Below are 20,477 nucleotides of genomic sequence, written 5' to 3'. Positions count from 1 at the left end.
ATTTTTCTGAGGGCATGTTACACAATCCGACAATTGCGTTATTGTTAATGTTGAGTCTCCCCGATCGCACGGTCGGGGAGATTTTTTATTTATCCTGATTTAATCAGCCTGGATTAATTGCTATTGTGTCTCGGGATTCTGCAACCGGCTAATAGTGTTGCTAAAATAAGAAGATACCACCTGCACAGCATCACCAAGGAGAAAGACTAAATGACCGATGAACAGGGGCAAACGCTGCTTTATGCCTGGTTTGGCACCAGTAGCCCTTATTGGCATTTACGCTCCGACAGCGATGCGCTGCACTTCGCCCAGGAAGAGCATGGTGCAGTCAATATTGCCGTGCCGCTGAATGCGGCGCAGGCCAGCCTGATCCGCGAAATGACGGTGGTCACCTCCAGCGTTAACCTGACGCTGTCTCTGTACGGCACTCCGCTTTCCATGCATCTGGTTGGTCGTAAAGTCAGCCTGTCCCAGTGGGCGGGCACCGCTTCGGCCTGGGGAGATACCTCAGCGGTCGCGCGCGATCTGGCGCTGGGACTGTCCTTCGCCGAGCAGGTGGTGTCCGAAGCCAACTCGGTGATCGTTATTCTCGATCAGCACGGTAATATTCAGCGCTTTAACCGCCTGAGCGAAGAGTATACCGGCCTGAAAGAGCAGGAAGTGATCGGCCGCAACGTGTTCCAGCTGTTTATGACCCGTCAGGAAGCGGCGTCATCCCGCCGCAATGTCAGCACCTTTTTCCGCGAAGGCAGCTCCTATGAAGTCGAGCGCTGGATCAAGACGAAGATGGGCCAGCGTTTATTCCTGTTCCGCAATAAGTTCGTCCACAGTGGTAGCAGCAAAAATGAAATTTACCTGATCTGTTCGGGGACGGATATTACCGAAGAGCGCCGGGCGCAGGAGCGTCTGCGGGTGCTGGCGAATACCGATACCATTACCGGCCTGCCCAACCGTACGGCGATCAACGACCGCATTACCGATGTGCTGGAAAACCGGGCTAACGAACAGGTGGGCGTGGTTTATCTGGACCTGGATAATTTTAAGAAAGTTAACGACGTTTACGGTCATATGTTTGGCGACCAGCTGCTGCAGGCGGTGTCGCTGGCGATCCTGAGCTGCCTGGAGAAGAATCAGACCCTGGCGCGCCTCGGCGGCGATGAGTTTATCGTGCTGGCGGAAGATACCACGCAGGCGGCGCTGGAGGCGATGGCGTCACGCATTATCGACCGGCTGAAGCAGACCTTCCGCATCGGTCTGATCGAAGTGTATTCCGGCTGTTCAATCGGTATTGCCATTGCGCCGCAGCACGGCGAGGATCGCGACAGCCTGATCCGCAACGCCGATACGGCGATGTATACCGCAAAAGAGAACGGCCGCGGGCAGTTCAGCGTGTTCTCTACCGAGATGAATCAGCGGGTGTTTGAATACCTGTGGCTGGACACCAACCTGCGCAAGGCGCTGGAGCTCAGCCAGCTGGTGATCCACTATCAGCCGAAGCTGGATGCCGACGGCACGGTCAGCAGCGTTGAGGCGCTGGTTCGCTGGCTGTCTCCTGAACGTGGCCTGGTTCGCCCCGATCGCTTTATCTCCTACGCCGAGGAGTCGGGGCTGATCGTGCCGCTGGGCCGTTGGGTGATGCTGACGGTGCTGGAGCAGATCCTTGAATGGCGCAAGCAGGGCATTTTCCTGCGCGTGGCGGTCAACGTTTCCCCCCGACAGCTGATCGACCAGAGCATTTATACCGACCTCAAACTGGCACTGGATGAGGCCGGTCTGGAGAGCTGCCCGATTGATATTGAGCTGACCGAAAGCTGTCTGATGGAGAATGAAAGCCAGGCGCTGGTGCTGATGGCTGAATTTCAGCAGCTGGGCGCATCGGTGCATCTTGATGACTTCGGCACCGGCTATTCGTCGCTGTCGCAGCTGGCGCGCGTGCCGATTAACGCCATCAAGCTCGACCAGAGCTTTATCCGCGATGTGAACGAAAAATCCGTTTCACAGTCGCTGGTGCGGGCGATTGTTGCCGTTGCCCGCGCGCTGGATTTGCAGGTGATTGCCGAAGGGATTGAAACTGAAGAAGAAGAGGCGTTCGCGCTGGCCTGCGGCGTTGACGTGCGTCAGGGCTATCTGTACGCGAAGCCAATGCCCGTCGATGAGCTTGAGCACTGGCTTGCGCAATACCATGTTAAAGCTTAACGATTACCGGACGGCCTGTTTAACCCGCTTTCAGCAACGTCTGGGCACTGTGGCGGTTTTGTAAGTTAACCAGACGCTCCATATAGGCGATATCCTTCGGTTCCAGGCTGAAGGCAAAATCAACCCAGTCCTCGGTGATATCCATCAGCTCGGCGCGGGTCAGCTGGAGCACGCGCTGGCGTGCCTTCAGCATGGCCCGCACGCCGTTGAGTTTCGGCCGCAGCGTATCGATGAAGGTACGCGTGCTGTGGTACGCCTCATCGGGCTGGAACAGTCGGTCAACCAGCCCGCGCGTTTCAAACCACTCGGCGGTGTGCGATTCCCCTTCACAAATCAGTTCCTCCGCCAGCTTCATCCCCGCCCGGCGGGCGACCAGCGAATAGCCGCCCATTCCGGGGAACAGGTTAAAGGCAATTTCAGGGAAGCCCATCCGAGCGGTGTTCTGCGCCAGGATAAAGTGATGCGCCAGCGCCGCTTCAAATCCGCCACCCAGCGCGCTGCCTTCCACCATTGCGATGGTCACCGCGCCGGTATCAAATCCCCTTGCTGCCGCATGAATGCAGTCAACGCAGGCACGGGCATAGGCCCGCAGCGCCTCGCGGCGGCCGTTTTTGATTGACTCCACAAAAAAGCTGAGATCGCCCCCGGCGTTAAACATGCCGGGGACCAGTGAACCAGTGACCCAAAAATCAATCGTCAGACCCGAGCGCTGCGCCGCATAGCTGAGATTCATAATCTCCTCTATCAGCTGGTGGTTGAAGCTCGGGCGCGGCTGCGCACGCAGCAGCATCCACATGGTCCGGCGCTCTTCCTCATAGTAGGCAGAGAGCTGGGTCATCTGTCCGGCTTCACTAAACAGTCTGCAGGTAGTCTGGTTTACAACGGTCATATTATTATCCTCGATTAGTCATGCGTTAAGTACGCAGCTCCAGCCTAATCGACAGGATGTTTACACTAAATGGCTGTTTGATTATTAAAGCAAATTAGTAAATTTTCAGACAAAAAAAGACAATAAACCCCCAGTTAAAACGCCTCCAGTTGCCGGAAATTGTGGCGGGTCAAAATCACTTCTGCCCGTAGTAGGCTCCGGCACCGTGTTTACGCAGGTAGTGTTTATCCAGCAGGGTTTGCTGCATCACCGGCAGCTCGGGCGCGAGCTGCTGGCTGAAGATCCCCATGTAGGCCACTTCCTCCAGCACCACCGCACTGTGAACCGCATCATCGGCGCATTTTCCCCAGCAGAACGGGCCGTGGGAGTTAACCAGTACGGCAGGGATCGCCAGCGGGTCGATATCACGATCGCGCAGGGTTTCAATAATCACCTGCCCGGTTTGCCACTCGTAGCGCTCTTTGATTTCGCCGTCGGTCATCTTGCGCGTGCAGGGCACGGCCCCGTAGAAGTCATCGGCATGCGTTGTGCCCCAGGCGGGAATATCCCGCCCCGCCTGCGCCCAGATAGTGGCATGACGGGAGTGGGTATGGACAATACCCCCGATCTCCGGCCACGCCAGATACAGCGCGCGGTGAGTATCGGTGTCCGATGACGGGCGTTTACTACCCTCAACCACCCTGCCGCTTTCCAGCTCAACCACCACCATATCGTCGCGCTGCATCTGCTCGTAGCTCACCCCGGAAGGTTTGATCACCACCAGGCCCTGCTGGCGGTCGATGGCGCTGACGTTGCCCCAGGTGAACGTCACCAGCCCGTAACGCGGCAGCGCGAGGTTGGCTTCCAGTACCTGTTGTTTCAGTTGTTCAAGCATCGTTGACTCTCCGATTGGGTGCATACGTCATTGTCAACGCAGCCAGGGAGAGCGGGTATGGAGGTAATCGCTGGATAAAGGCAGTTTCCGGCTGACCACCGCGTTCTGCGGCCCCGATCGGGGGGATTATTCGGAATTTTTACCTGGGCATTACAGCGGCAGCTTCTAAAATTAAAGCAGGTAGTTAACTATCGCGATAGTCAGCTGACTAACGATTAGTTGAAGTGCTGTAAAAATCGACAGCACCAGGCCAAAAATCCGGCTATCCACTATACTTGATCGGGTAATCAGTCGCTGCAATTAAGGAGTATTCACTATGACAAACACTGCAAAACGCATTACCGCTGCGATGCTGGCGGCAACACTGGTTCTTTCCCTCAGTGCCTGTTCAAACTGGTCTAAGCGTGACCGCAACACGGCGATTGGTGCCGGTGCGGGCGCGATTGGCGGCTCAATTCTGACTAACGGTAGCGGACTGGGCACCGTTGGTGGTGCTGCGGTTGGGGGGATTATCGGGCATCAGGTCGATTAATAAGATTTTACCTACGGTATCTCTGGTTGCCGCAGCGAAAACAGGAAATAGTTGAGGCCGCTTTTGCGGCCTCGTGTTTATTGATTAAGTATGGTTGCGGAGGAAACGCGACGGGTAATGCCTGCGGACGTTTCGGCCTGCCATACTGCACGATCAGCCGCCGGCGAGTTTAACCTTGAAGTTTTTCGCTTCCAGCAGGGTTTTTAACAAATCGCGCTTGTCGCCCTGAATTTCAATCACTCCGTCCTTCACCGCGCCGCCGCAGCCGCATTTTTTCTTCAGCTCGGCCGCCAGTTTTTCCAGCTCGGCATCCTCAACATCAATTCCCGAGATCAGGCACACGCCCTTCCCCTTACGGCCGCTGGTCTGCCGCTGGATGCGCACAATACCGTCGCCTTTAGGTCGCTGTGGTTTCTCTTTGACTTCGTCAATGCGGCCGCTGGCGGTGGAATAGACCAGCCTGCTGTTGTCGTCTGCCATCATGCCTCCTGGATTGAGGTGAGAATTTCCTGCAACGTCGCCGCCGGGTTAGACGACTGGGTAATCGGACGCCCGATCACCATATAATCAACCCCGGCCTGCACCGCCTGCTGCGGGGTCATAATCCGGCGCTGATCGCCCGCATCGCTGCCCGCCGGGCGGATACCCGGGGTAATCAGCTTAAAGTCCTGGCCGATAACCTGCTTAAAGCGGCTGGCTTCATGTGCTGAACACACCACGCCATCCAGCCCGCACTGCTGGGTCAGCCGCGCCAGGCGCTCCGCCTGCTCTGCCGGGGACAGTTCAATGCCCAGACCGCGCAGGTCGTCCGCGTCCATGCTGGTCAGCACGGTAACGGCGATCAGCAGAGGCGCATCGTTGCCAAACGGCAGCAGTGCTTCGCGGGCTGCATTCATCATGCGTGCGCCGCCGCTGGCGTGGACGTTGACCATCCACACGCCCAGATCGGCCGCCGCCGCCACCGCATGCGCCGTGGTATTCGGGATATCGTGGAACTTGAGGTCAAGGAAGACATCGAAGCCGCGCTGTTGCAGATCGCGCACCAGCTGTGGGCCAAAGAGAGTGAACATCTCTTTTCCCACCTTCAGGCGGCAGCTGCCGGGTTCAATTTGATCGACAAAGGCCAGGGCAAGGTCGCGATCGGCATAATCTAACGCTACCACAATCGGTGAGCCGGTAAGCTGAGGTGAATGCATCAATAAACCCTCTTTAAGTGGAGCACCGCATGGCGCAAACAGAATAGTTACACGAATTCAGCCAACCGCCGAAGGGCGTTCGCTAAACTCGGAAAGCGGAAACGGCAGGCATTTTACCTGCGGATGGTGCAAATTCACAGTTAAGCCGTTGAGAATTGTTGGCGGCGAGCGGCGTATTGCCCTGTGCGTCCTGCAAGACTTTGCGGCTGTGTTGCTGCTGGCATGGGCCTCAAGGATGCAATCAGAGTATGTTGTAACTAAGTCGCTATTCGAAAGAAGGACAATCACCCAGCGCAGAGCGCCAGGATTATTGTCCATCCAGCCCGCGAATCGGCTTCACGGAGGACCAGGCCCGGCACGACGGGCAGTGCCAGTAAAGCGCATGTGCGGTAAAACCACATTTGTGGCAGCGGTAGCGCGGCTTGGTGCGGATTTGTTCGCCGACCATATCGCGCAGCACCATCAGGCTCTCTTTTGCCCTGCCGTCTTCCGCTTCCTGCAGGTTAAAGTCCATCAGGCGGTGGAACACGCGCATCGTCGGATGGCGCTGCAGCTGACGGGTAATGTAGGTCTGCGCCACGTCTGCCCCTTCATCCCGATCGAGGATGCCGGCAAGGTAAAGTTCGGCGGCCGCGCCGGTGTTTTCCTCTACGCAGCGCTTCAGATAATCGCTCCAGGCCTTTGGCTGGTTCAGATGTTCGAAGCAGGTTTCCAGCATTTCCAGCGTCTCGCTGACCAGCTCACGATCCTGTTCAATAACCCGCTGCAGGTGAATCACGGCTTTGGCGTAATCGCCTTTCGCCATAAAGATCCGCCCCATCATAATCGAGATGCGCGCGCTGTTGCGGTCGGCCGCTTCGCCCTTTTTCAGCAGGTTCATGGCGCGTTCGAGATCGTCACTGCCCATCGCCTGCAGTGCCAGCTCGCAGTAGAAATGGGCAATTTCCATTTTCTTCTGCTCTTTGCCCAGCTTGACCAGACGTTCCGCCACCTCAATCGCATTTGGCCAGTCGCTGGTCGACTGATGAATAATCAGCAGCTGTTGCAGCGCGCCAATGCGGAAATCGGTTTCTTCAACCAGCTGGCCAAACATCTGTTCGGCACGATCGTACAGCCCGGCCACCATGTAATCACGGCCAAGCTGCTGAATAGCGAGCAGGCGCTGATCGTAGGTCAGGGAAGCACTTTCCATCAGGGCCTGGTGAATGCGGATGGCGCGATCGACCTCGCCGCGCGAGCGGAACAGGTTGCCCAGCGTCAGGTGGGCCTCTACCGTGCCGCTGTCTTCCTTGAGCATGTCAAGGAACAGGTCGACGGCTTTGTCCTGTTGATTTGAAAGCAGGAAGTTGACCCCGGTCACGTAGTCGCGTGACAGGCGGCTTGCCTCCTGTTGCTTATCCTGTTGCGCACTTCTGCGCCCCATATACCAGCCGTAGGCGGCGGCTACGGGGAGTAACAGAAACAGCAGTTCCAACATAAATGATTATTCCTTGACGGCTGGCGTGCGTGACGCCGTCCCGGCAGCGTCCGTCTGCCCGATCTGTTGCTGCAGTCGTTTTAGTTTACGCTGGCTGTTGGCCAGCGCCACGCGCACGCGTAGCCAGAACAGACCGCATATTGCCCATCCCAGCAGGAAGCCCACGGCAAACAGCGAAGCCAGCAGTGTAGAGATACGGAATTCACCCTGCGCCAGCAGATAATTAAAGGTCACGACCTGGTCGTTGTGCGCGCCCAAAGTGACTGAAATGACAAAGATCGCCAGAACCACTAAAAAAATCAGCAAATATTTCACAGTTCATCCCGTAATCTGATGTTAATCAGATGAATTATGCCAAAAAAAACGCCCCGATGCTTGTGTTGATACTCTCAGATTTCAGGCATCGCACTCATTCCCTGCCCGCATCACGCCGTTGGGCAAACCAGCTGATAGTAATGGGGGCAAAAATTCGATTTACAATCATCGTGACTCATTTTCTCGCTGGCTGATTTCCTGCTGTTCCTGCGGCAGCACGCTAAGCGGCCCGCAGAATCGCTGGGCAAGCCAGGTCGCCAGCGTGATAAACAGCCAGCTGAACAGCGTTGAGACGATCAGATCCTGCGGCCAGTGCATGCCCAGCATAAGGCGACTGCCCATCACCAGCGAGGCCCAGCTCAGCAGCAACACGATGGTGACATAGCGCCGACGCGGCCACAGCAATCCTACACCAAGCAGCGCCCAGCTGGCAGCGAACATGGTGTGTCCGGAAGGGAATGAAAAGCCGGTTTCAAATGCCCAGTGCCGCTTCAGCCAGCCGGGCAACTGGGTGTTATCCGCCACCGCCTCGGCGACCAGATGGCTGCGCTGTTTGCGTTTCAGCTCGTAGAAATATTCATTGCTGACGCCTTCGGCTTGCTCCAGCCACAGCACGTAGGGACGCGGCTCCTGTACCCGGTCTTTAATCAGGCTTTTGGTGTACTGACCGACCAGAATAGTGCCGATCAGGATCGCCAGCAGAAACACCGCCGGTTTAAAACGAAAGCGCAGGCACCAGAGAAACCAGCCGCACAGCAGCGTGCTGGTAACCACGCCCCACGGGCGGGTGACCGTCTCGGTAAACCAGAACAGGATCAAATACCCCCAGCCCATTTCGCCGGGCTGCCATTCCCAGCCGGAAAGCGCCACCAGCACGGGCATCATCAACAGGAGAAGCATCCCGATCGTGGTTCGTCTGAGGATTTCAGGCATCTTTCTTCCTTAAAAAGTTCGGTTATTTCTCTGGATTGATATAACAATAGTAATAAAAATAATAACATATACATTGCGATGGTGATAATTGTGCGTTATCACTGGATAGCTCAAACATGCTAACCTTCGCGTCGCGGGTTATGGCAAAATAGCACGCATTGTAAGCCGTCAGGCAACTGACACTGCGCCATCTGATGATAGCGTACACCTGAAGTTTCTGGAGAGTCACATGCAGCTTAAACGGGTGGCAGAAGCCAACCTGCCCACGCCCTGGGGCGATTTCCTCATGGTCGGTTTTGAAGAACTGGCGACCGGGCACGATCATGTTGCGCTGGTTTATGGCGATGTTTCCGATAGCGAGCCGGTTCTGGCACGCGTTCATTCCGAATGTCTTACCGGTGATGCGCTGTTCAGTCTGCGCTGCGACTGCGGTTTTCAGCTGGAAGCCGCGCTGACGCATATTGCCGAGCAGGGTCGCGGCATTCTGCTTTATCACCGTCAGGAAGGACGCGGTATTGGGCTGCTGAATAAAATTCGCGCCTACGCGTTGCAGGATAAAGGTTACGACACGGTCGAAGCCAACCACCAGCTGGGATTTGCCGCCGACGAGCGCGACTTCACCCTGTGTGCGGACATGTTCAAGCTGCTCGGCGTTGATGAAGTGCGTTTGCTGACCAACAACCCGCGCAAAGTCGAGATCCTGTCGGAAGCCGGGATTAATATCGTTGAGCGCGTGCCGCTGATCGTGGGACGTAATCCAAAGAATGCACACTACCTTGACACCAAAGCCGCCAAAATGGGCCATCTGCTGTCGAAGTCGTAGTTGAGTGTGGAGCGGGTTGCTCCTAATGAGTGATGAAAAGCCGCTATGACTCGCATAGCGGCTTTTTTTTACGGTTAATCCCGCAGCATATTGCGGATCACGTAGTGCAGGATGCCGTCGTTCTGGTAGTAGGTCAGCTCGTTGCCGGTATCAATACGACAGCGCGTTTCCAGAATTTCCTGACTCCCATCCGCACGCGTCAACGTAACGTTCACCGTGGTGCCCGGCTGTAGCTGCTGAAGATCGGCAACGTCAATCACCTCATCGCCGGTCAGCTTCAGCGTCTTACGCGTCATGCCCTGTGGGAATTCCAGCGGCAGGATCCCCATGCCAATTAGATTCGAGCGGTGGATGCGCTCGAACGATTCGGCAATCACCACGCGCACGCCCTGCAGGCGTGGCCCCTTCGCCGCCCAGTCACGGCTGGAGCCGGAGCCGTATTCTTTCCCGGCAATAATTGCCAGCGGAATGCCCTCTTCCCGATAGCGCATCGCGGCGTCGTAAATCGCCAACTGCTCATTGCTGGGAATATGGCGCGTGATGCCCCCTTCCACGCCCGGCACCATTTCATTGCGAATGCGGATGTTGGCGAAGGTCCCGCGCATCATGACTTCGTGATTGCCGCGTCGCGAACCGTAGGAGTTGAAGTCGGTACGCTCAACGCCGCGATCCAGCAGATAACGCCCGGCCGGGCTGTCCGCCTTAATGCTGCCCGCCGGGGAGATGTGGTCGGTGGTCACCGAGTCACCGAGCATCGCCAGGATCCGAGCGCCTTTGATATCCTCCACTGCCTCCGGTTCTTTTTCCATGGTGTCGAAGAACGGCGACAGGCGAATGTAGGTGGAATCACTGTCCCAGGAATAGGTTGCCGCCTCGCTGACCTCAATCTGCTGCCACTCGGGCGTGCCGGCAAAGACTTCAGCGTACTCTTTGTGGAACATCTGGGTCGACACCATTTGCACCGCTTCCGCAATCTCTTCCGGCGAAGGCCAGATATCTTTCAGATAGATCGGACTGCCGCTGGCATCTTCGCCAAGCGGATCGGATTGCAGGTTCAGCGTCATATTCCCCGACAGCGCATAGGCCACCACCAGCGGCGGCGAGGCCAGCCAGTTGGTCTTCACATAGGGATGGATGCGGCCTTCAAAGTTACGGTTACCCGAGAGCACGGCCCCCACAGTCAAATCGCCCTGACGAATGGCATTTTCAATCTCTTCCGGCAGCGGCCCCGAGTTACCGATGCAGGTGGTACAGCCGTAACCGACCAGATTGAACCCCAGTTGGTCGAGGTGAGGCGTCAGTCCTGCAGCGGCAAGGTAGTCAGAAACCACTTTCGATCCCGGTGCCAGCGAGGCTTTAACCCACGGTTTGCGCTGCAGTCCGAGGGCGACGGCTTTTTTCGCCAGCAGCCCGGCGGCCATCAGCACGCTGGGGTTAGAGGTATTGGTACAGGAGGTGATGGCAGCAATGACCACCGCGCCGTCCTTCAGCTGATACTGCTGACCGCTGCGGGCGTCACGATAGCTGACCGCCTGATGATCTTTCTGCGCGTGGTTCACCTCCAGTTCGTTGCTGGCGCGGAAGGCGGCGGGCACATCGCCGAGCGCCACACGATCCTGCGGGCGTTTCGGTCCTGCCAGGCTTGATTCCACCGTGTCCATATCCAGCGACAGGCTGCTGGTAAAGACCGGTTCGTCGCCGCTATGGCGCCACATTCCCTGACGGCGGGCATAGGCTTCCACCAGCGCCACCTGCTGCTCGCTGCGCCCGGTAAGCCGCATGTATTCCAGTGTCACGGCATCTACCGGGAAGAAGCCGCAGGTGGCACCGTATTCCGGCGCCATATTGGCAATGGTCGCGCGATCCGCCAGCGGCAGATCCTTAAGCCCGTCGCCGTAAAATTCCACAAATTTCCCGACCACCCCGTGCTTACGCAGCATCTGGGTGACGGTCAGCACGAGGTCGGTGGCCGTAATGCCGGGTTTCAGCTTGCCGTTCAGCTTGAAGCCGACGACGTCCGGGATCAACATGGAAACGGGCTGGCCCAGCATCGCGGCTTCGGCTTCAATGCCGCCGACGCCCCAGCCCAGCACGCCAAGGGCATTGATCATTGTGGTGTGGGAATCGGTACCGACCAGCGTGTCGGGATACGCCACCTCTCTGCCGTCCAGCTGTTCATGCCACACCGACTGGCCGAGATACTCCAGATTGACCTGGTGACATATCCCCGTTCCCGGCGGCACCACGCTGAAGCGGTTAAACGCTTTCTGCCCCCAGCGCAGGAAAACGTAGCGCTCATGATTGCGCTCCATTTCCAGATGCACGTTCTCTTCAAATGCCCCGTTATCACCGAAGCGATCGACGGTAACCGAGTGGTCAATGACCAGGTCAACGGGTGAAAGTGGGTTAACCTTCGCCACGTCGCCCCCTAATCGCTTCACCGCTTCACGCATGGCGGCAAGATCCACCACCGCCGGAACGCCGGTAAAGTCCTGCATCAACACTCGCGCCGGGCGATAGGCGATCTCACGATCGGCATGGGCATTTTCCAGCCAGCCTGCGATCGCCCGGATATCCTGCTCAGTAACGGAATCCCCATCCTCCCAGCGCAGCAGATTTTCCAGCAGCACTTTCATGGATTTAGGCAGGCGATCGATATCGCCCAGTTCCCTGGCGGCGTTGACCAGGCTGTAAATTTGATACGGCTGGCCGTTAACGCTCAGCGTATCCTGGCTGAGTTCACGTAGGGTCGTCGACATTGCTCCTCCTTTTATTGTTCTGATTGCTCTCACCTGCCGCATAACCGGACTAAATGCAGGGTTTGCTTTAAAGATAGTACAAAAAGGAGGTAACGTTTTGATAACAACACAAAATGCCAAGCACTTAAACGCAAAATGCCACGCCGGCATTGCCGGCGTGGCAGTCAATTAATCACCCAGGTTATTTATATTCATGCGATTAATCTGCATCAGCATGCTATTAACGACCGTATTATGATGAAAATTCATAATTAGTATTAAAAGCCAATACTGCATAATCCCACTGAAATTATTGAACCCAATTCATCTTTATTGATAACTGTATCTGTCGTTATCATTCACGGCTGATACTAAATATTCACCATGAATAAAAGTATTTTCCATAGTAATTACATTTCGCGTGATTTGTTTACGAAGAGTTACTATTGATAATCAGACAGCGTCAGAAAGGCTAAAGCCGGACAGGATTTTTCCATTACCCGGCTTGATTTAAACACCTTTTCCATCTTCAATTAAAGATTGGATGAATTTCAGCTGCATGTCATTCAGACACCATGCTGCAGGGATATTAACCTGGGAAAGATGTTCCTCATTGCCAAAATCGTCAGGGATTTCAGCAATGATTTCAGCATGTAACCTGCCAGTCAGCAGTTGCATGGTTAGTTCCACAGGTTCCAGACCATTGTAACGACCAGTACCCAAAACAGGAAGGAGCCCGCGAAGAGCGCCAGCCAGGCGTTACGCTTCAGGTTTTCGCTGCCGCTATGCTCAGCATCCTGGGACTCATGACCGAAGTTGGACTGTACAGATAATCTAGTAGCCATAATTGATACTCACTCTCATTAACTCAATATTTCAACCAGTAACAGGCTCGCAGCCTAATCAGCGGTTGTCCAAGATCCAGTCATTTTCATGAAACTAAACGCTTAAAAACATTAGTAATGTCACGTACGGACGTAATTAAAATGTTTTAAGTGATTCATTCAGCATAAAAATTTTACCACTCAGACAGGCACCTGGCGTTCAGCGCGGCAGTGTCAACTATCTAAGTCCCCTTTACCTGGCTACCAACGCAATCCACTGCTCGTTGGCGTTGGGTATATTATGGGAATAGTCTTAATTTTTCGCAAAGATTCCCGACGAAAAATGTGTACTATTTCTCACTTCATCCATAACAATGGATAAACATGTGATAGAGATTTCATTTATTGCAGAGAATAGAAAGGAATTAGCGATGGCAGTGAAAGGTGGGAGCTTTCATTAAGTTCAGATCCGTTACAATCTGAACTTAAGATAATTAGAAACAAATGTAATTATTTAGCCGGTAATTTAATATCTTTAAACATCGCTTCAATATCTTCATTGGAGCGTAGCCCCACGGCCGTATCGACCACGTCACGCGTCAGATGTGGGGCAAAACGTTGTATAAAGTCATACATATAGCTACGCAGGAAGGTACTGCGGCGGAAACCGATTTTGGTGGTGCTGTAGGTGAACACGTCCGTCGCCTCAATGCGCACCAGGTCAGGATCGGAGACCGGATCCACCGCCATGCTGGCGATAACCCCGACGCCCAGTCCCAGACGCACGTAAGTTTTGATCACGTCGGCATCGGTGGCGGTGAACACGATACGCGGCGTCAGCCCGGCACGGTTAAACGCCGTATCCAGCTCGGAACGCCCGGTGAAGCCAAAGGTGTAGGTCACCAGCGGATACTCGGCCAGCTCCTCAATCGACACTTTCGCTTTCCCGGCCAGCGGATGATCCGGCGTCACCACAATGGCGCGATTCCAGTGATAGCACGGCAGCATAATCAGGTCGTCGTAAAGATGCAGTGCCTCAGTGGCAATGGCGAAATCCGCATTGCCCTTGGAGACCGCTTCCGCGATCTGAGTCGGCGATCCCTGGTGCATATGCAGCGAGACGCGCGGGTAACGTTCAATAAAGCCTTTGATCACGTTCGGCAGCGCATAGCGTGCCTGGGTGTGGGTGGTGGCCACGTACAGTGAGCCCTTATCCGGCCAGGTGTGCTCCCCGGCAACGGATTTAATCGCATCAACTTTTGACAAAACTTCGCGGGCAATACGAATAATTTCCTGCCCGGCGGGCGTCACCTGGGTCAGATGTTTACCGCTACGGGCAAAGATCTGGATCCCCAGTTCATCTTCCAGCATGCGCACCTGCTTGCTGATGCCGGGTTGAGAGGTGTACAGCCCTTCGGCCGTTGAAGAGACGTTGAGATTGTGGTTAACCACCTCAACGATGTACCGCAGCTGCTGCAATTTCATTTTTCATTCCGTCCAGGGTCTGAAGCAACGTGCCGAAAACCCTACAGAAGAAGACACCAGAAATCTGGTCAGCGTCAGGTTAGCGGTCTAATGCGATTTAATAATAAGAAGAGGGATATCTATAACAACTATATCAAAAATGTGGGATATGTATAGCGTCGGCAGGGAAACATTCACTAACAATCGCTTAGATTATCAGCAAAGTCACGATTCAAGGGCAGACCAGAACGGCCTGCCCCTGCGGAGAGAGAAATCAGCGCGGATTACTTCTTGCTGACTTCCCATTTGCCATCAACGTAAAAGGCGGACCAGCCGGTAGCTTTGCCGTCTTTTTCGGTGCTGACGTACTGCTGTTTAGTCTTACGGCTGAAGCGAACGACCGCCTTGTTACCATCGTCATCCGTCGCCGGCGCATCGGCCAGATAAGCTAGCTTTTCAGGCAGACGATCGCGGAAGCGCTGCAGCTCTTCTACCTGAGGCGCGCGGGTTTCGCGCGATTTAGGGAAGGTGTTGGCCGCCAGGAAAACGCCCGCCGCACCGTCACGCAGTACGAAGTACGCATCTGACTTTTCACACGGCAGCTCCGGCAGCGGCACCGGATCTTCCTTCGGCGGTGCCACTTCACCGTTACGCAGGATTTTACGCGTGTTCTTACAGTCGTCGTTGGTACAGGCCATGTACTTGCCGAAACGCCCCATTTTCAGGTGCATTTCAGAACCACACTTCTCGCACTCCACAATCGGGCCATCGTAGCCTTTGATGCGGAATTCACCCTGCTCGATCTCGTAGCCGTCGCACTCCGGGTTGCTACCGCAGACGTGCAGCTTGCGCTGATTATCAATCAGGTAGCTGTCCATCGCCGTGCCGCATTTCTCGCAGCGGCGACGCGCACGCAGCGCGTTGGTTTCCGCATCATCACCCTCGAGAATGTTCAGGACTTCATTCTCAGGGATCAGGTTAATGGTCTGCTTGCAGCGCTCTTTCGGCGGCAGGGCATAGCCGGAACAGCCGAGGAACACCCCGGTACTGGCGGTACGAATACCCATATGACGCGAACAGGTCGGGCATTCGATCGAAGTCAGCACCATCTGGTTAGGCTGCATGCCGCCCTCTTCCGGATCTTTCGCGGCCTGTTCGAGCTGCTGGCTGAACTCGCCGAAGAATTTATCCAGTACGGCCTTCCACTGCGCTTCGTTGTTGGCAACCTTGTCGAGGTTGTCTTCCATGTTGGCGGTGAAATCGTAGTTCATCAGATCGCGGAAGTTCTCTTCCAGACGATCGGTGACGATTTCGCCCATTTTCTCGGCGTAGAAGCGGCGGCTTTCCACTTTCACGTAGCCGCGATCCTGAATCGTCGAGATGATCGAGGCATAGGTGGAAGGACGACCGATGCCGCGCTTTTCCAACTCGCGCACCAGCGAGGCTTCACTGAAGCGTGCCGGTGGCTTGGTGAAGTGCTGGCTTGGCGTCAGCTGCTGCAGGGTCAGTTCGCTACCCACGTCAACCGGCGGCAGAGTGCGATCTTCATCGCCCTTACGCAGCGCAGGCATCACGCGCGTCCAGCCGTCGAAGCGCAGGGTACGGCCCTTCGCCTTCAGTTTGAAATCACCGGCAGCCACGGTCAGCGTGGTGGAATCATACTGTGCAGGCATCATCTGACAGGCAACGAACTGGCGCCAGATCAGCTGGTACAGCTTCTGCGCGTCCGCCTCCATATCCTTCAACTGCTCGGACTGGATGTTGACGTCGGAAGGACGAATCGCTTCGTGCGCCTCCTGTGAATTTTCCTTGCTGCTATACACGAGCGGGGCCTTCGGCAGATACTTCGCGCCGAATTCCTTCTCGATATAGCCACAAACCATGCTTACCGCGTCCTGGCTCAGGTTAGTCGAGTCGGTACGCATATAGGTGATATGGCCCGCTTCATACAGGCGCTGCGCCATCATCATGGTTTTTTTCACGCCAAAACCAAGACGGGTGCTTGCCGCCTGCTGCAGCGTAGAAGTGATAAACGGCGCGCCGGGCTTGCTGCTGGTCGGTTTATCTTCACGATCCGCAACCACATAGCGCGCTTTTTCCAGCAAGCTGACAGCGGCATGGGTTTGCTCGCCGTTGACCGGACGGAAGGGCTTGTCGCCCTGATGGGTCACCTGCATCGGCAGATCGGTGCCCTTCGGCGTGGTCAGACTGGCATTCAGTTCCCAGTACTCTTCCGGCACGAACGCTTTAATCTCGCGTTCGCGCTCCACCACCAGGCGCACGGCGACGGACTGAACGCGACCGGCGGACAGGCCGCGAGCCACCTTTTTCCACAGCAGCGGCGAGACCATGTAGCCAACCACGCGGTCCATAAAGCGCCGCGCCTGCTGGGCATTTACCCGGTCGATATTCAGTTCACCAGGCTTTTCAAACGCCTGACGAATCGCATTCTTGGTAATTTCGTTAAACACCACGCGGCTGTAGCGTGATTCATCGCCACCGATCACTTCCCGCAGGTGCCAGGCAATGGCTTCCCCTTCGCGGTCAAGGTCCGTTGCGAGATAGATATGGTCAGCGTTTTGTGCCAGTGATTTCAGTTCAGCAACCACCTTTTCCTTGCCCGGCAGGATTTGATAATTCGCTTCCCAGCCGTGGTAAGGATCGACGCCCATGCGGTTAACCAACGCCGCCTTTTCGTCTTTTTTGACCTTCTTCGTTGTTTTACTGGTTGTAGAGTCAGCGCTCTTTTTAACCGTTGATCCACTCGTCGGCAAATCGCGGATATGACCAACGCTGGATTTAACCACGTAGTCATTGCCGAGATATTTATTGATAGTTTTGGCTTTTGCCGGGGACTCAACTATTACGAGAGCTTTTCCCATAGTTACCTTTACCTGATTAAAACATCCGAGAGTAAGTAGTGCCGTCCAGGCCGTAGCCGCACACTGACGATCAAGCTATCGCGAGAATGATACCGAACGCGGATAACTTTTTATCATTTTTCGTGCCATTACAGACCTTTTAACATCTTGATAAACGGTACTATTTACTACCTGTTAAGCGAATCTCTAACAAAGCGTAAACTCACTTTTACGCCCGGAACCCGAAACGCCCACACTGTACCTGATAAAATCTGTTACGCAACTTAATTAGCATCAAGCACAGATTTCCGCCAGAAAAGGCTGTAAAAAGAGGCAGTTTTCTAAACCAACACCAAGATTGCGGATTTATCAGCCGCGCGTACAATACCGTTCAGCGCAATCACTATAAAGGAGGGAATATGACACTGACCCAGGAAACCATCGATCGCAGCAGCCTGCTGGCTATGGCCAATGAGATGATTGCCGGACACGCTGACTTTTTTGCCGGGCTGGCCGCCACGGGCGTTGAGCAAAAAGGTGAGCTGCTGATTTTTAGCGGTGACTACTTTCTGGATGAGCAGGGATTACCCGGCCCGCGCAGCACCATTGTGTTTAACGTGTTCAAATATCTGACGGTCGAGCTTTCGCCGAAATATCGGCTGGCGGCATAGCGCCCGCCTGAACGGGCGCTATCGCTGAGTTACAGCAGAGGCTTTTCACTGCGCTGCCAGATGCGCAGCAGCAGGCGTTCGGCGCTGGCCGCCGCGCTCTGGGTAAACCGATCCATCATGCGCTTACGCTGGGCAAAGCGCACGCCAATAGCCTGACGCGATTCGATGTGTTCCAGTAGCAGATCGTCACTGGTACCAATCGCATCGATCAGCCCTCTCTCCAGCGCCTGGCTGCCGTACCAGTGTTCGCCGGTGGCCACGCTGTCAATATCCAGCGACGGGCGCATCTGATGGACAAACTCCTTGAACAGCTGGTGGGTTTCGTTGAGATCCTGACGGAATTTCTCACGCCCGGCATCGGTGTTTTCCCCCAGCATGGTCAGCGTGCGTTTATATTCCCCGGCGGTATGCAGCTCCAGGTCAATATCGTTGCGTTTCAGTAGTCGGTTGAAGTTAGGGATCTGCGCCACCACGCCAATCGACCCGATGATTGAGAACGGTGCGGCGACGATGCGATCCGCGACACAGGCCATCATATAGCCGCCGCTGGCCGCCACTTTATCGACGGCAACGGTGAGCGGGATGCCCTTATCGCGCAGGCGCTGCAGCTGTGATGCCGCCAGGCCATAGCCGTGCACCACGCCGCCGGGGCTTTCCAGACGCAACAGCACTTCATCACCACTGCGGGCGACCGCGACCACCGCGGAGATCTCTTCACGCAGCGAGGTCACCTCACCGGCATCCATACTGCCTTTGAAGTCGAGCACGAACAGCGTCGGCTTGCTTTCCACCTTCAGGCCGCCATTTTTCATCTGCTGCTTAGCCAGCTTGTGCTTCTGCTTTTCGGCCTTTTTATGTTCTTTAACCCACTGTTTCTGCTGCTCGGGTTCTGTCTTCGCCAGCTGTAAATCATCGCGCATTTCGCGGTAGCGTTCGCTCAGGTTCGTCAGCCTCAGCTGACCGCTCTGGCCTCGCTTGCGGGCGGCAAGATTGGCAATCACCAATGCAATGGCGGCAATAGCCACCACCACGGTGACAGTTTTCGCTAAAAAGAGTCCATAATAAGAGAGTAGTTCCACTCAATCCGCCTTAATTAACATTGTATTAGAGTTGATCCAGTGTAACCGACTCTCGGCGATTGGTCGCCTGTAACCCGGTAACACGGCATTAACGGAAAAGCCGCAGGATTGCACTCGCCTCATTTTTCAGGCATAAAGCAGTTAATTCTATGTCCTGCAAGAACTTACGCCAGCCTTACCCGCCGGCGACGCTGCGGACCGTTCATCGCCAGAGGATTTCACCGTGCATTATCAACCGAAAAGCGATCTGCTCAACAACCGAATTATTCTGGTTACCGGTGCCAATACCGGCATCGGTCGTGAAGCCGCCCAGACCTACGCTCGCTACGGCGCGCAGGTCCTTCTGCTGGGCCGCAATAAGGAACAGCTCCAGCAGGTTTGCGATGAGATCAATCATCACGCCCGTCAACCTGCTTACTGGTTCCCGCTAGATCTGGAAGCGGCCACGCCGGAAAGCTGCCAGCAGCTGGCTGATGATATTGCGCGCGTGGTACCGCGGCTGGACGGCGTGCTGCATAACGCCGGGCTGCTCGGCGAAGTGGTGCCGATGACCGAACAAAGCCCGGCCGTCTGGCAGCAGGTGATGCGCGTGAATATTGACGGCACCTTTTTCCTGACCCAGGCGCTGATCCCGCTGCTGCTGAAATCCGCGTCGGCATCACTGGTGTTCACCTCCTCCAGCGTTGGTCGCCAGGGGCGCGCCGGATGGGGAGCCTATTCCGTGTCTAAATTTGCCACCGAAGGCATGATGCAGGTTCTGGCGGAAGAGTACGACAGCCGCCAGCTGCGGGTGAACTGCATTAACCCGGGCGGAACCCGCACCCGCATGCGCGCCAGTGCCTTCCCGCAGGAGGACGCGATGAAGCTGAAAACCCCCGCCGATATTATGCCGCTGTATCTGTGGCTGATGGGCGACGACAGCCGACGTAAAACCGGCATCAGCTATGATGCTCAGCCGGGGCGTAAACCGGGAGCGGCAGAATAATGTCTGACGATCGCCACCAGCAGCGCCAGCAGCGACTGAAAGAACAGGTGGATGCGCGCATTGCAGCCGCCACGGAAACCCGTGGCATCCTGATGGTTTTCACCGGAAACGGCAAAGGGAAAACCACCGCCGCCTTCGGCACCGCCACTCGTGCGGTCGGCCACCGGAAGCGCGTCGGTGTGATCCAGTTTATTAAAGGCGAATGGCCGAACGGCGAACGCAATCTCCTTGAGCCGCACGGCGTGGAGTTTCAGGTTATGGCCACCGGTTTTACCTGGGATACGCAGAACCGCGCCACCGATACGGAGGCCTGCCTGAAGGTCTGGCAGCACGGAAAGAGGATGTTGCAGGATGTCACGCTGGATCTGGTGGTGTTGGATGAGTTGACCTATATGGTCAGCTTTGATTACCTGCCGCTGCAGGAAGTGATCGATGCGCTGCGGCAGCGCCCCGCTCACCAGAGCGTGATTATTACCGGGCGTGGCTGCCACCGCGAACTGCTGGATCTGGCGGATACGGTCAGCGAAATGCGCCCGGTTAAGCACGCGTTTGACGCCGGGATCCAGGCCCAGCAGGGCATTGACTGGTAAACGGAACGGATAAAAAAAGGGGCCAGCGAG

At 55.7% G+C, this 20,477-nt stretch carries 19 protein-coding genes; 6 read left to right on the top strand and 13 right to left on the bottom strand.

The annotated features are described in order from the left end of the window. Nucleotides 1-210: 210 nt before the first annotated feature. Nucleotides 211-2,196, top strand: coding sequence for a cyclic di-GMP phosphodiesterase (pdeR, locus tag EC836_RS01925; RefSeq protein WP_123329605.1), 1,986 nt, complete (start codon nucleotides 211-213; stop codon nucleotides 2,194-2,196). Nucleotides 2,197-2,215: 19 nt separating this feature from the next. Here pdeR and EC836_RS01920 read toward each other — a convergent pair whose 3' ends face one another. Continuing rightward, nucleotides 2,216-3,085 carry a crotonase/enoyl-CoA hydratase family protein gene (locus EC836_RS01920; RefSeq protein ID WP_123329603.1) on the bottom strand — a complete coding sequence of 290 codons (870 nt, stop codon included), beginning with the start codon at nucleotides 3,083-3,085 and terminating at the stop codon, nucleotides 2,216-2,218. A 175-nt stretch (nucleotides 3,086-3,260) separates the two neighbouring features. Continuing rightward, complete coding sequence (gene araD / locus EC836_RS01915; RefSeq protein WP_123329601.1) at nucleotides 3,261-3,959, bottom strand: L-ribulose-5-phosphate 4-epimerase; 699 nt, start codon at nucleotides 3,957-3,959, stop codon at nucleotides 3,261-3,263. 316 nt (nucleotides 3,960-4,275) lie between these two features. On the opposite strand from araD, the gene osmB reads away from it, so the two are divergent. Further along, a complete protein-coding gene (gene osmB, locus EC836_RS01910; protein WP_123329599.1) occupies nucleotides 4,276-4,491 on the top strand; it encodes an osmotically-inducible lipoprotein OsmB in 216 nt (71 codons plus the stop codon). Between the two features lie 153 nt (nucleotides 4,492-4,644). Here the strand turns inward: osmB and yciH are convergent, their stop codons facing one another. From yciH to pgpB, 5 genes are all read right to left on the bottom strand, one after another. Continuing rightward, on the bottom strand, nucleotides 4,645-4,971 hold the full coding sequence (gene yciH, locus EC836_RS01905; protein WP_123329597.1) for a stress response translation initiation inhibitor YciH: 327 nt from the start codon (nucleotides 4,969-4,971) through the stop codon (nucleotides 4,645-4,647). Continuing rightward, nucleotides 4,971-5,687, bottom strand: a complete 717-nt coding sequence (gene pyrF, locus EC836_RS01900) for an orotidine-5'-phosphate decarboxylase (RefSeq protein WP_123329595.1) — start codon at nucleotides 5,685-5,687, stop codon at nucleotides 4,971-4,973. The genes yciH and pyrF overlap by 1 nt, the downstream gene beginning before the upstream one ends. Nucleotides 5,688-5,994: 307 nt before the next feature. Beyond that, nucleotides 5,995-7,164: a lipopolysaccharide assembly protein LapB gene (gene lapB, locus EC836_RS01895; protein ID WP_123329593.1), complete on the bottom strand. Its 1,170-nt coding sequence runs from the start codon at nucleotides 7,162-7,164 to the stop codon at nucleotides 5,995-5,997. A gap of 6 nt (nucleotides 7,165-7,170) precedes the next feature. Continuing rightward, nucleotides 7,171-7,479: a LapA family protein gene (locus EC836_RS01890; RefSeq protein ID WP_123329591.1), complete on the bottom strand. Its 309-nt coding sequence runs from the start codon at nucleotides 7,477-7,479 to the stop codon at nucleotides 7,171-7,173. Between the two features lie 165 nt (nucleotides 7,480-7,644). Next, entirely contained in the window at nucleotides 7,645-8,412 is a 768-nt protein-coding gene (gene pgpB / locus EC836_RS01885) for a phosphatidylglycerophosphatase B (protein ID WP_123329589.1), read from the bottom strand. 229 nt (nucleotides 8,413-8,641) lie between these two features. Between pgpB and ribA the strand changes: the two genes are divergently transcribed. After that, complete coding sequence (ribA, locus tag EC836_RS01880) at nucleotides 8,642-9,235, top strand: GTP cyclohydrolase II (protein WP_123329587.1); 594 nt, start codon at nucleotides 8,642-8,644, stop codon at nucleotides 9,233-9,235. A 74-nt stretch (nucleotides 9,236-9,309) separates the two neighbouring features. Here the strand turns inward: ribA and acnA are convergent, their stop codons facing one another. The 5 genes from acnA to topA form a co-directional block, all read right to left on the bottom strand. Beyond that, nucleotides 9,310-11,994, bottom strand: coding sequence for an aconitate hydratase AcnA (gene acnA, locus EC836_RS01875; protein ID WP_123329585.1), 2,685 nt, complete (start codon nucleotides 11,992-11,994; stop codon nucleotides 9,310-9,312). A gap of 489 nt (nucleotides 11,995-12,483) precedes the next feature. Then, nucleotides 12,484-12,651 carry a hypothetical protein gene (locus EC836_RS24695; protein ID WP_158612763.1) on the bottom strand — a complete coding sequence of 56 codons (168 nt, stop codon included), beginning with the start codon at nucleotides 12,649-12,651 and terminating at the stop codon, nucleotides 12,484-12,486. A 2-nt stretch (nucleotides 12,652-12,653) separates the two neighbouring features. Further along, a complete protein-coding gene (locus tag EC836_RS01870; protein WP_123329583.1) occupies nucleotides 12,654-12,818 on the bottom strand; it encodes a YmiA family putative membrane protein in 165 nt (54 codons plus the stop codon). A gap of 489 nt (nucleotides 12,819-13,307) precedes the next feature. Continuing rightward, complete coding sequence (cysB, locus tag EC836_RS01865; RefSeq protein ID WP_123329581.1) at nucleotides 13,308-14,282, bottom strand: HTH-type transcriptional regulator CysB; 975 nt, start codon at nucleotides 14,280-14,282, stop codon at nucleotides 13,308-13,310. A 263-nt stretch (nucleotides 14,283-14,545) separates the two neighbouring features. Further along, a complete protein-coding gene (gene topA / locus EC836_RS01855) occupies nucleotides 14,546-17,143 on the bottom strand; it encodes a type I DNA topoisomerase (protein WP_123329580.1) in 2,598 nt (865 codons plus the stop codon). Between the two features lie 398 nt (nucleotides 17,144-17,541). Between topA and EC836_RS01850 the strand changes: the two genes are divergently transcribed. Next, nucleotides 17,542-17,793 (top strand): DUF2498 family protein, encoded by a 252-nt coding sequence (locus EC836_RS01850; protein WP_123329578.1) that lies wholly within the window; start codon nucleotides 17,542-17,544, stop codon nucleotides 17,791-17,793. A 29-nt stretch (nucleotides 17,794-17,822) separates the two neighbouring features. On the opposite strand, the gene sohB is transcribed toward EC836_RS01850, so the two are convergent. Then, on the bottom strand, nucleotides 17,823-18,872 hold the full coding sequence (gene sohB / locus EC836_RS01845) for a protease SohB (RefSeq protein WP_123329576.1): 1,050 nt from the start codon (nucleotides 18,870-18,872) through the stop codon (nucleotides 17,823-17,825). A 223-nt stretch (nucleotides 18,873-19,095) separates the two neighbouring features. Between sohB and EC836_RS01840 the strand changes: the two genes are divergently transcribed. Both EC836_RS01840 and cobO read left to right on the top strand, forming a co-directional pair. Beyond that, complete coding sequence (locus EC836_RS01840; RefSeq protein WP_123329574.1) at nucleotides 19,096-19,857, top strand: YciK family oxidoreductase; 762 nt, start codon at nucleotides 19,096-19,098, stop codon at nucleotides 19,855-19,857. Further along, a complete protein-coding gene (cobO, locus tag EC836_RS01835; RefSeq protein WP_123329572.1) occupies nucleotides 19,857-20,447 on the top strand; it encodes a cob(I)yrinic acid a,c-diamide adenosyltransferase in 591 nt (196 codons plus the stop codon). The genes EC836_RS01840 and cobO overlap by 1 nt, the downstream gene beginning before the upstream one ends. Nucleotides 20,448-20,477 lie beyond the last annotated feature (30 nt).

The sequence above is a fragment of the Erwinia sp. JUb26 genome, from assembly GCF_003751505.1.
Taxonomy (GTDB): Bacteria; Pseudomonadota; Gammaproteobacteria; order Enterobacterales; family Enterobacteriaceae; genus Erwinia.
This window is presented reverse-complemented; position numbering and strand designations above follow the sequence as displayed.

What these genes read in the sequence shown, in the direction of transcription:
- pdeR (WP_123329605.1), top strand. Translation starts at nt 211, where the DNA reads ATGACCGATGAACAGGGGCAAACGCTGCTTTATGCCTGGTTTGGCACC.
- EC836_RS01920 (WP_123329603.1), bottom strand. Translation starts at nt 3,085, where the DNA reads ATGACCGTTGTAAACCAGACTACCTGCAGACTGTTTAGTGAAGCCGGA.
- araD (WP_123329601.1), bottom strand. Translation starts at nt 3,959, where the DNA reads ATGCTTGAACAACTGAAACAACAGGTACTGGAAGCCAACCTCGCGCTG.
- osmB (WP_123329599.1), top strand. Translation starts at nt 4,276, where the DNA reads ATGACAAACACTGCAAAACGCATTACCGCTGCGATGCTGGCGGCAACA.
- yciH (WP_123329597.1), bottom strand. Translation starts at nt 4,971, where the DNA reads ATGGCAGACGACAACAGCAGGCTGGTCTATTCCACCGCCAGCGGCCGC.
- pyrF (WP_123329595.1), bottom strand. Translation starts at nt 5,687, where the DNA reads ATGCATTCACCTCAGCTTACCGGCTCACCGATTGTGGTAGCGTTAGAT.
- lapB (WP_123329593.1), bottom strand. Translation starts at nt 7,164, where the DNA reads ATGTTGGAACTGCTGTTTCTGTTACTCCCCGTAGCCGCCGCCTACGGC.
- pgpB (WP_123329589.1), bottom strand. Translation starts at nt 8,412, where the DNA reads ATGCCTGAAATCCTCAGACGAACCACGATCGGGATGCTTCTCCTGTTG.
- ribA (WP_123329587.1), top strand. Translation starts at nt 8,642, where the DNA reads ATGCAGCTTAAACGGGTGGCAGAAGCCAACCTGCCCACGCCCTGGGGC.
- acnA (WP_123329585.1), bottom strand. Translation starts at nt 11,994, where the DNA reads ATGTCGACGACCCTACGTGAACTCAGCCAGGATACGCTGAGCGTTAAC.
- EC836_RS24695 (WP_158612763.1), bottom strand. Translation starts at nt 12,651, where the DNA reads ATGCAACTGCTGACTGGCAGGTTACATGCTGAAATCATTGCTGAAATC.
- EC836_RS01870 (WP_123329583.1), bottom strand. Translation starts at nt 12,818, where the DNA reads ATGGCTACTAGATTATCTGTACAGTCCAACTTCGGTCATGAGTCCCAG.
- cysB (WP_123329581.1), bottom strand. Translation starts at nt 14,282, where the DNA reads ATGAAATTGCAGCAGCTGCGGTACATCGTTGAGGTGGTTAACCACAAT.
- topA (WP_123329580.1), bottom strand. Translation starts at nt 17,143, where the DNA reads ATGGGAAAAGCTCTCGTAATAGTTGAGTCCCCGGCAAAAGCCAAAACT.
- EC836_RS01850 (WP_123329578.1), top strand. Translation starts at nt 17,542, where the DNA reads ATGACACTGACCCAGGAAACCATCGATCGCAGCAGCCTGCTGGCTATG.
- cobO (WP_123329572.1), top strand. Translation starts at nt 19,857, where the DNA reads ATGTCTGACGATCGCCACCAGCAGCGCCAGCAGCGACTGAAAGAACAG.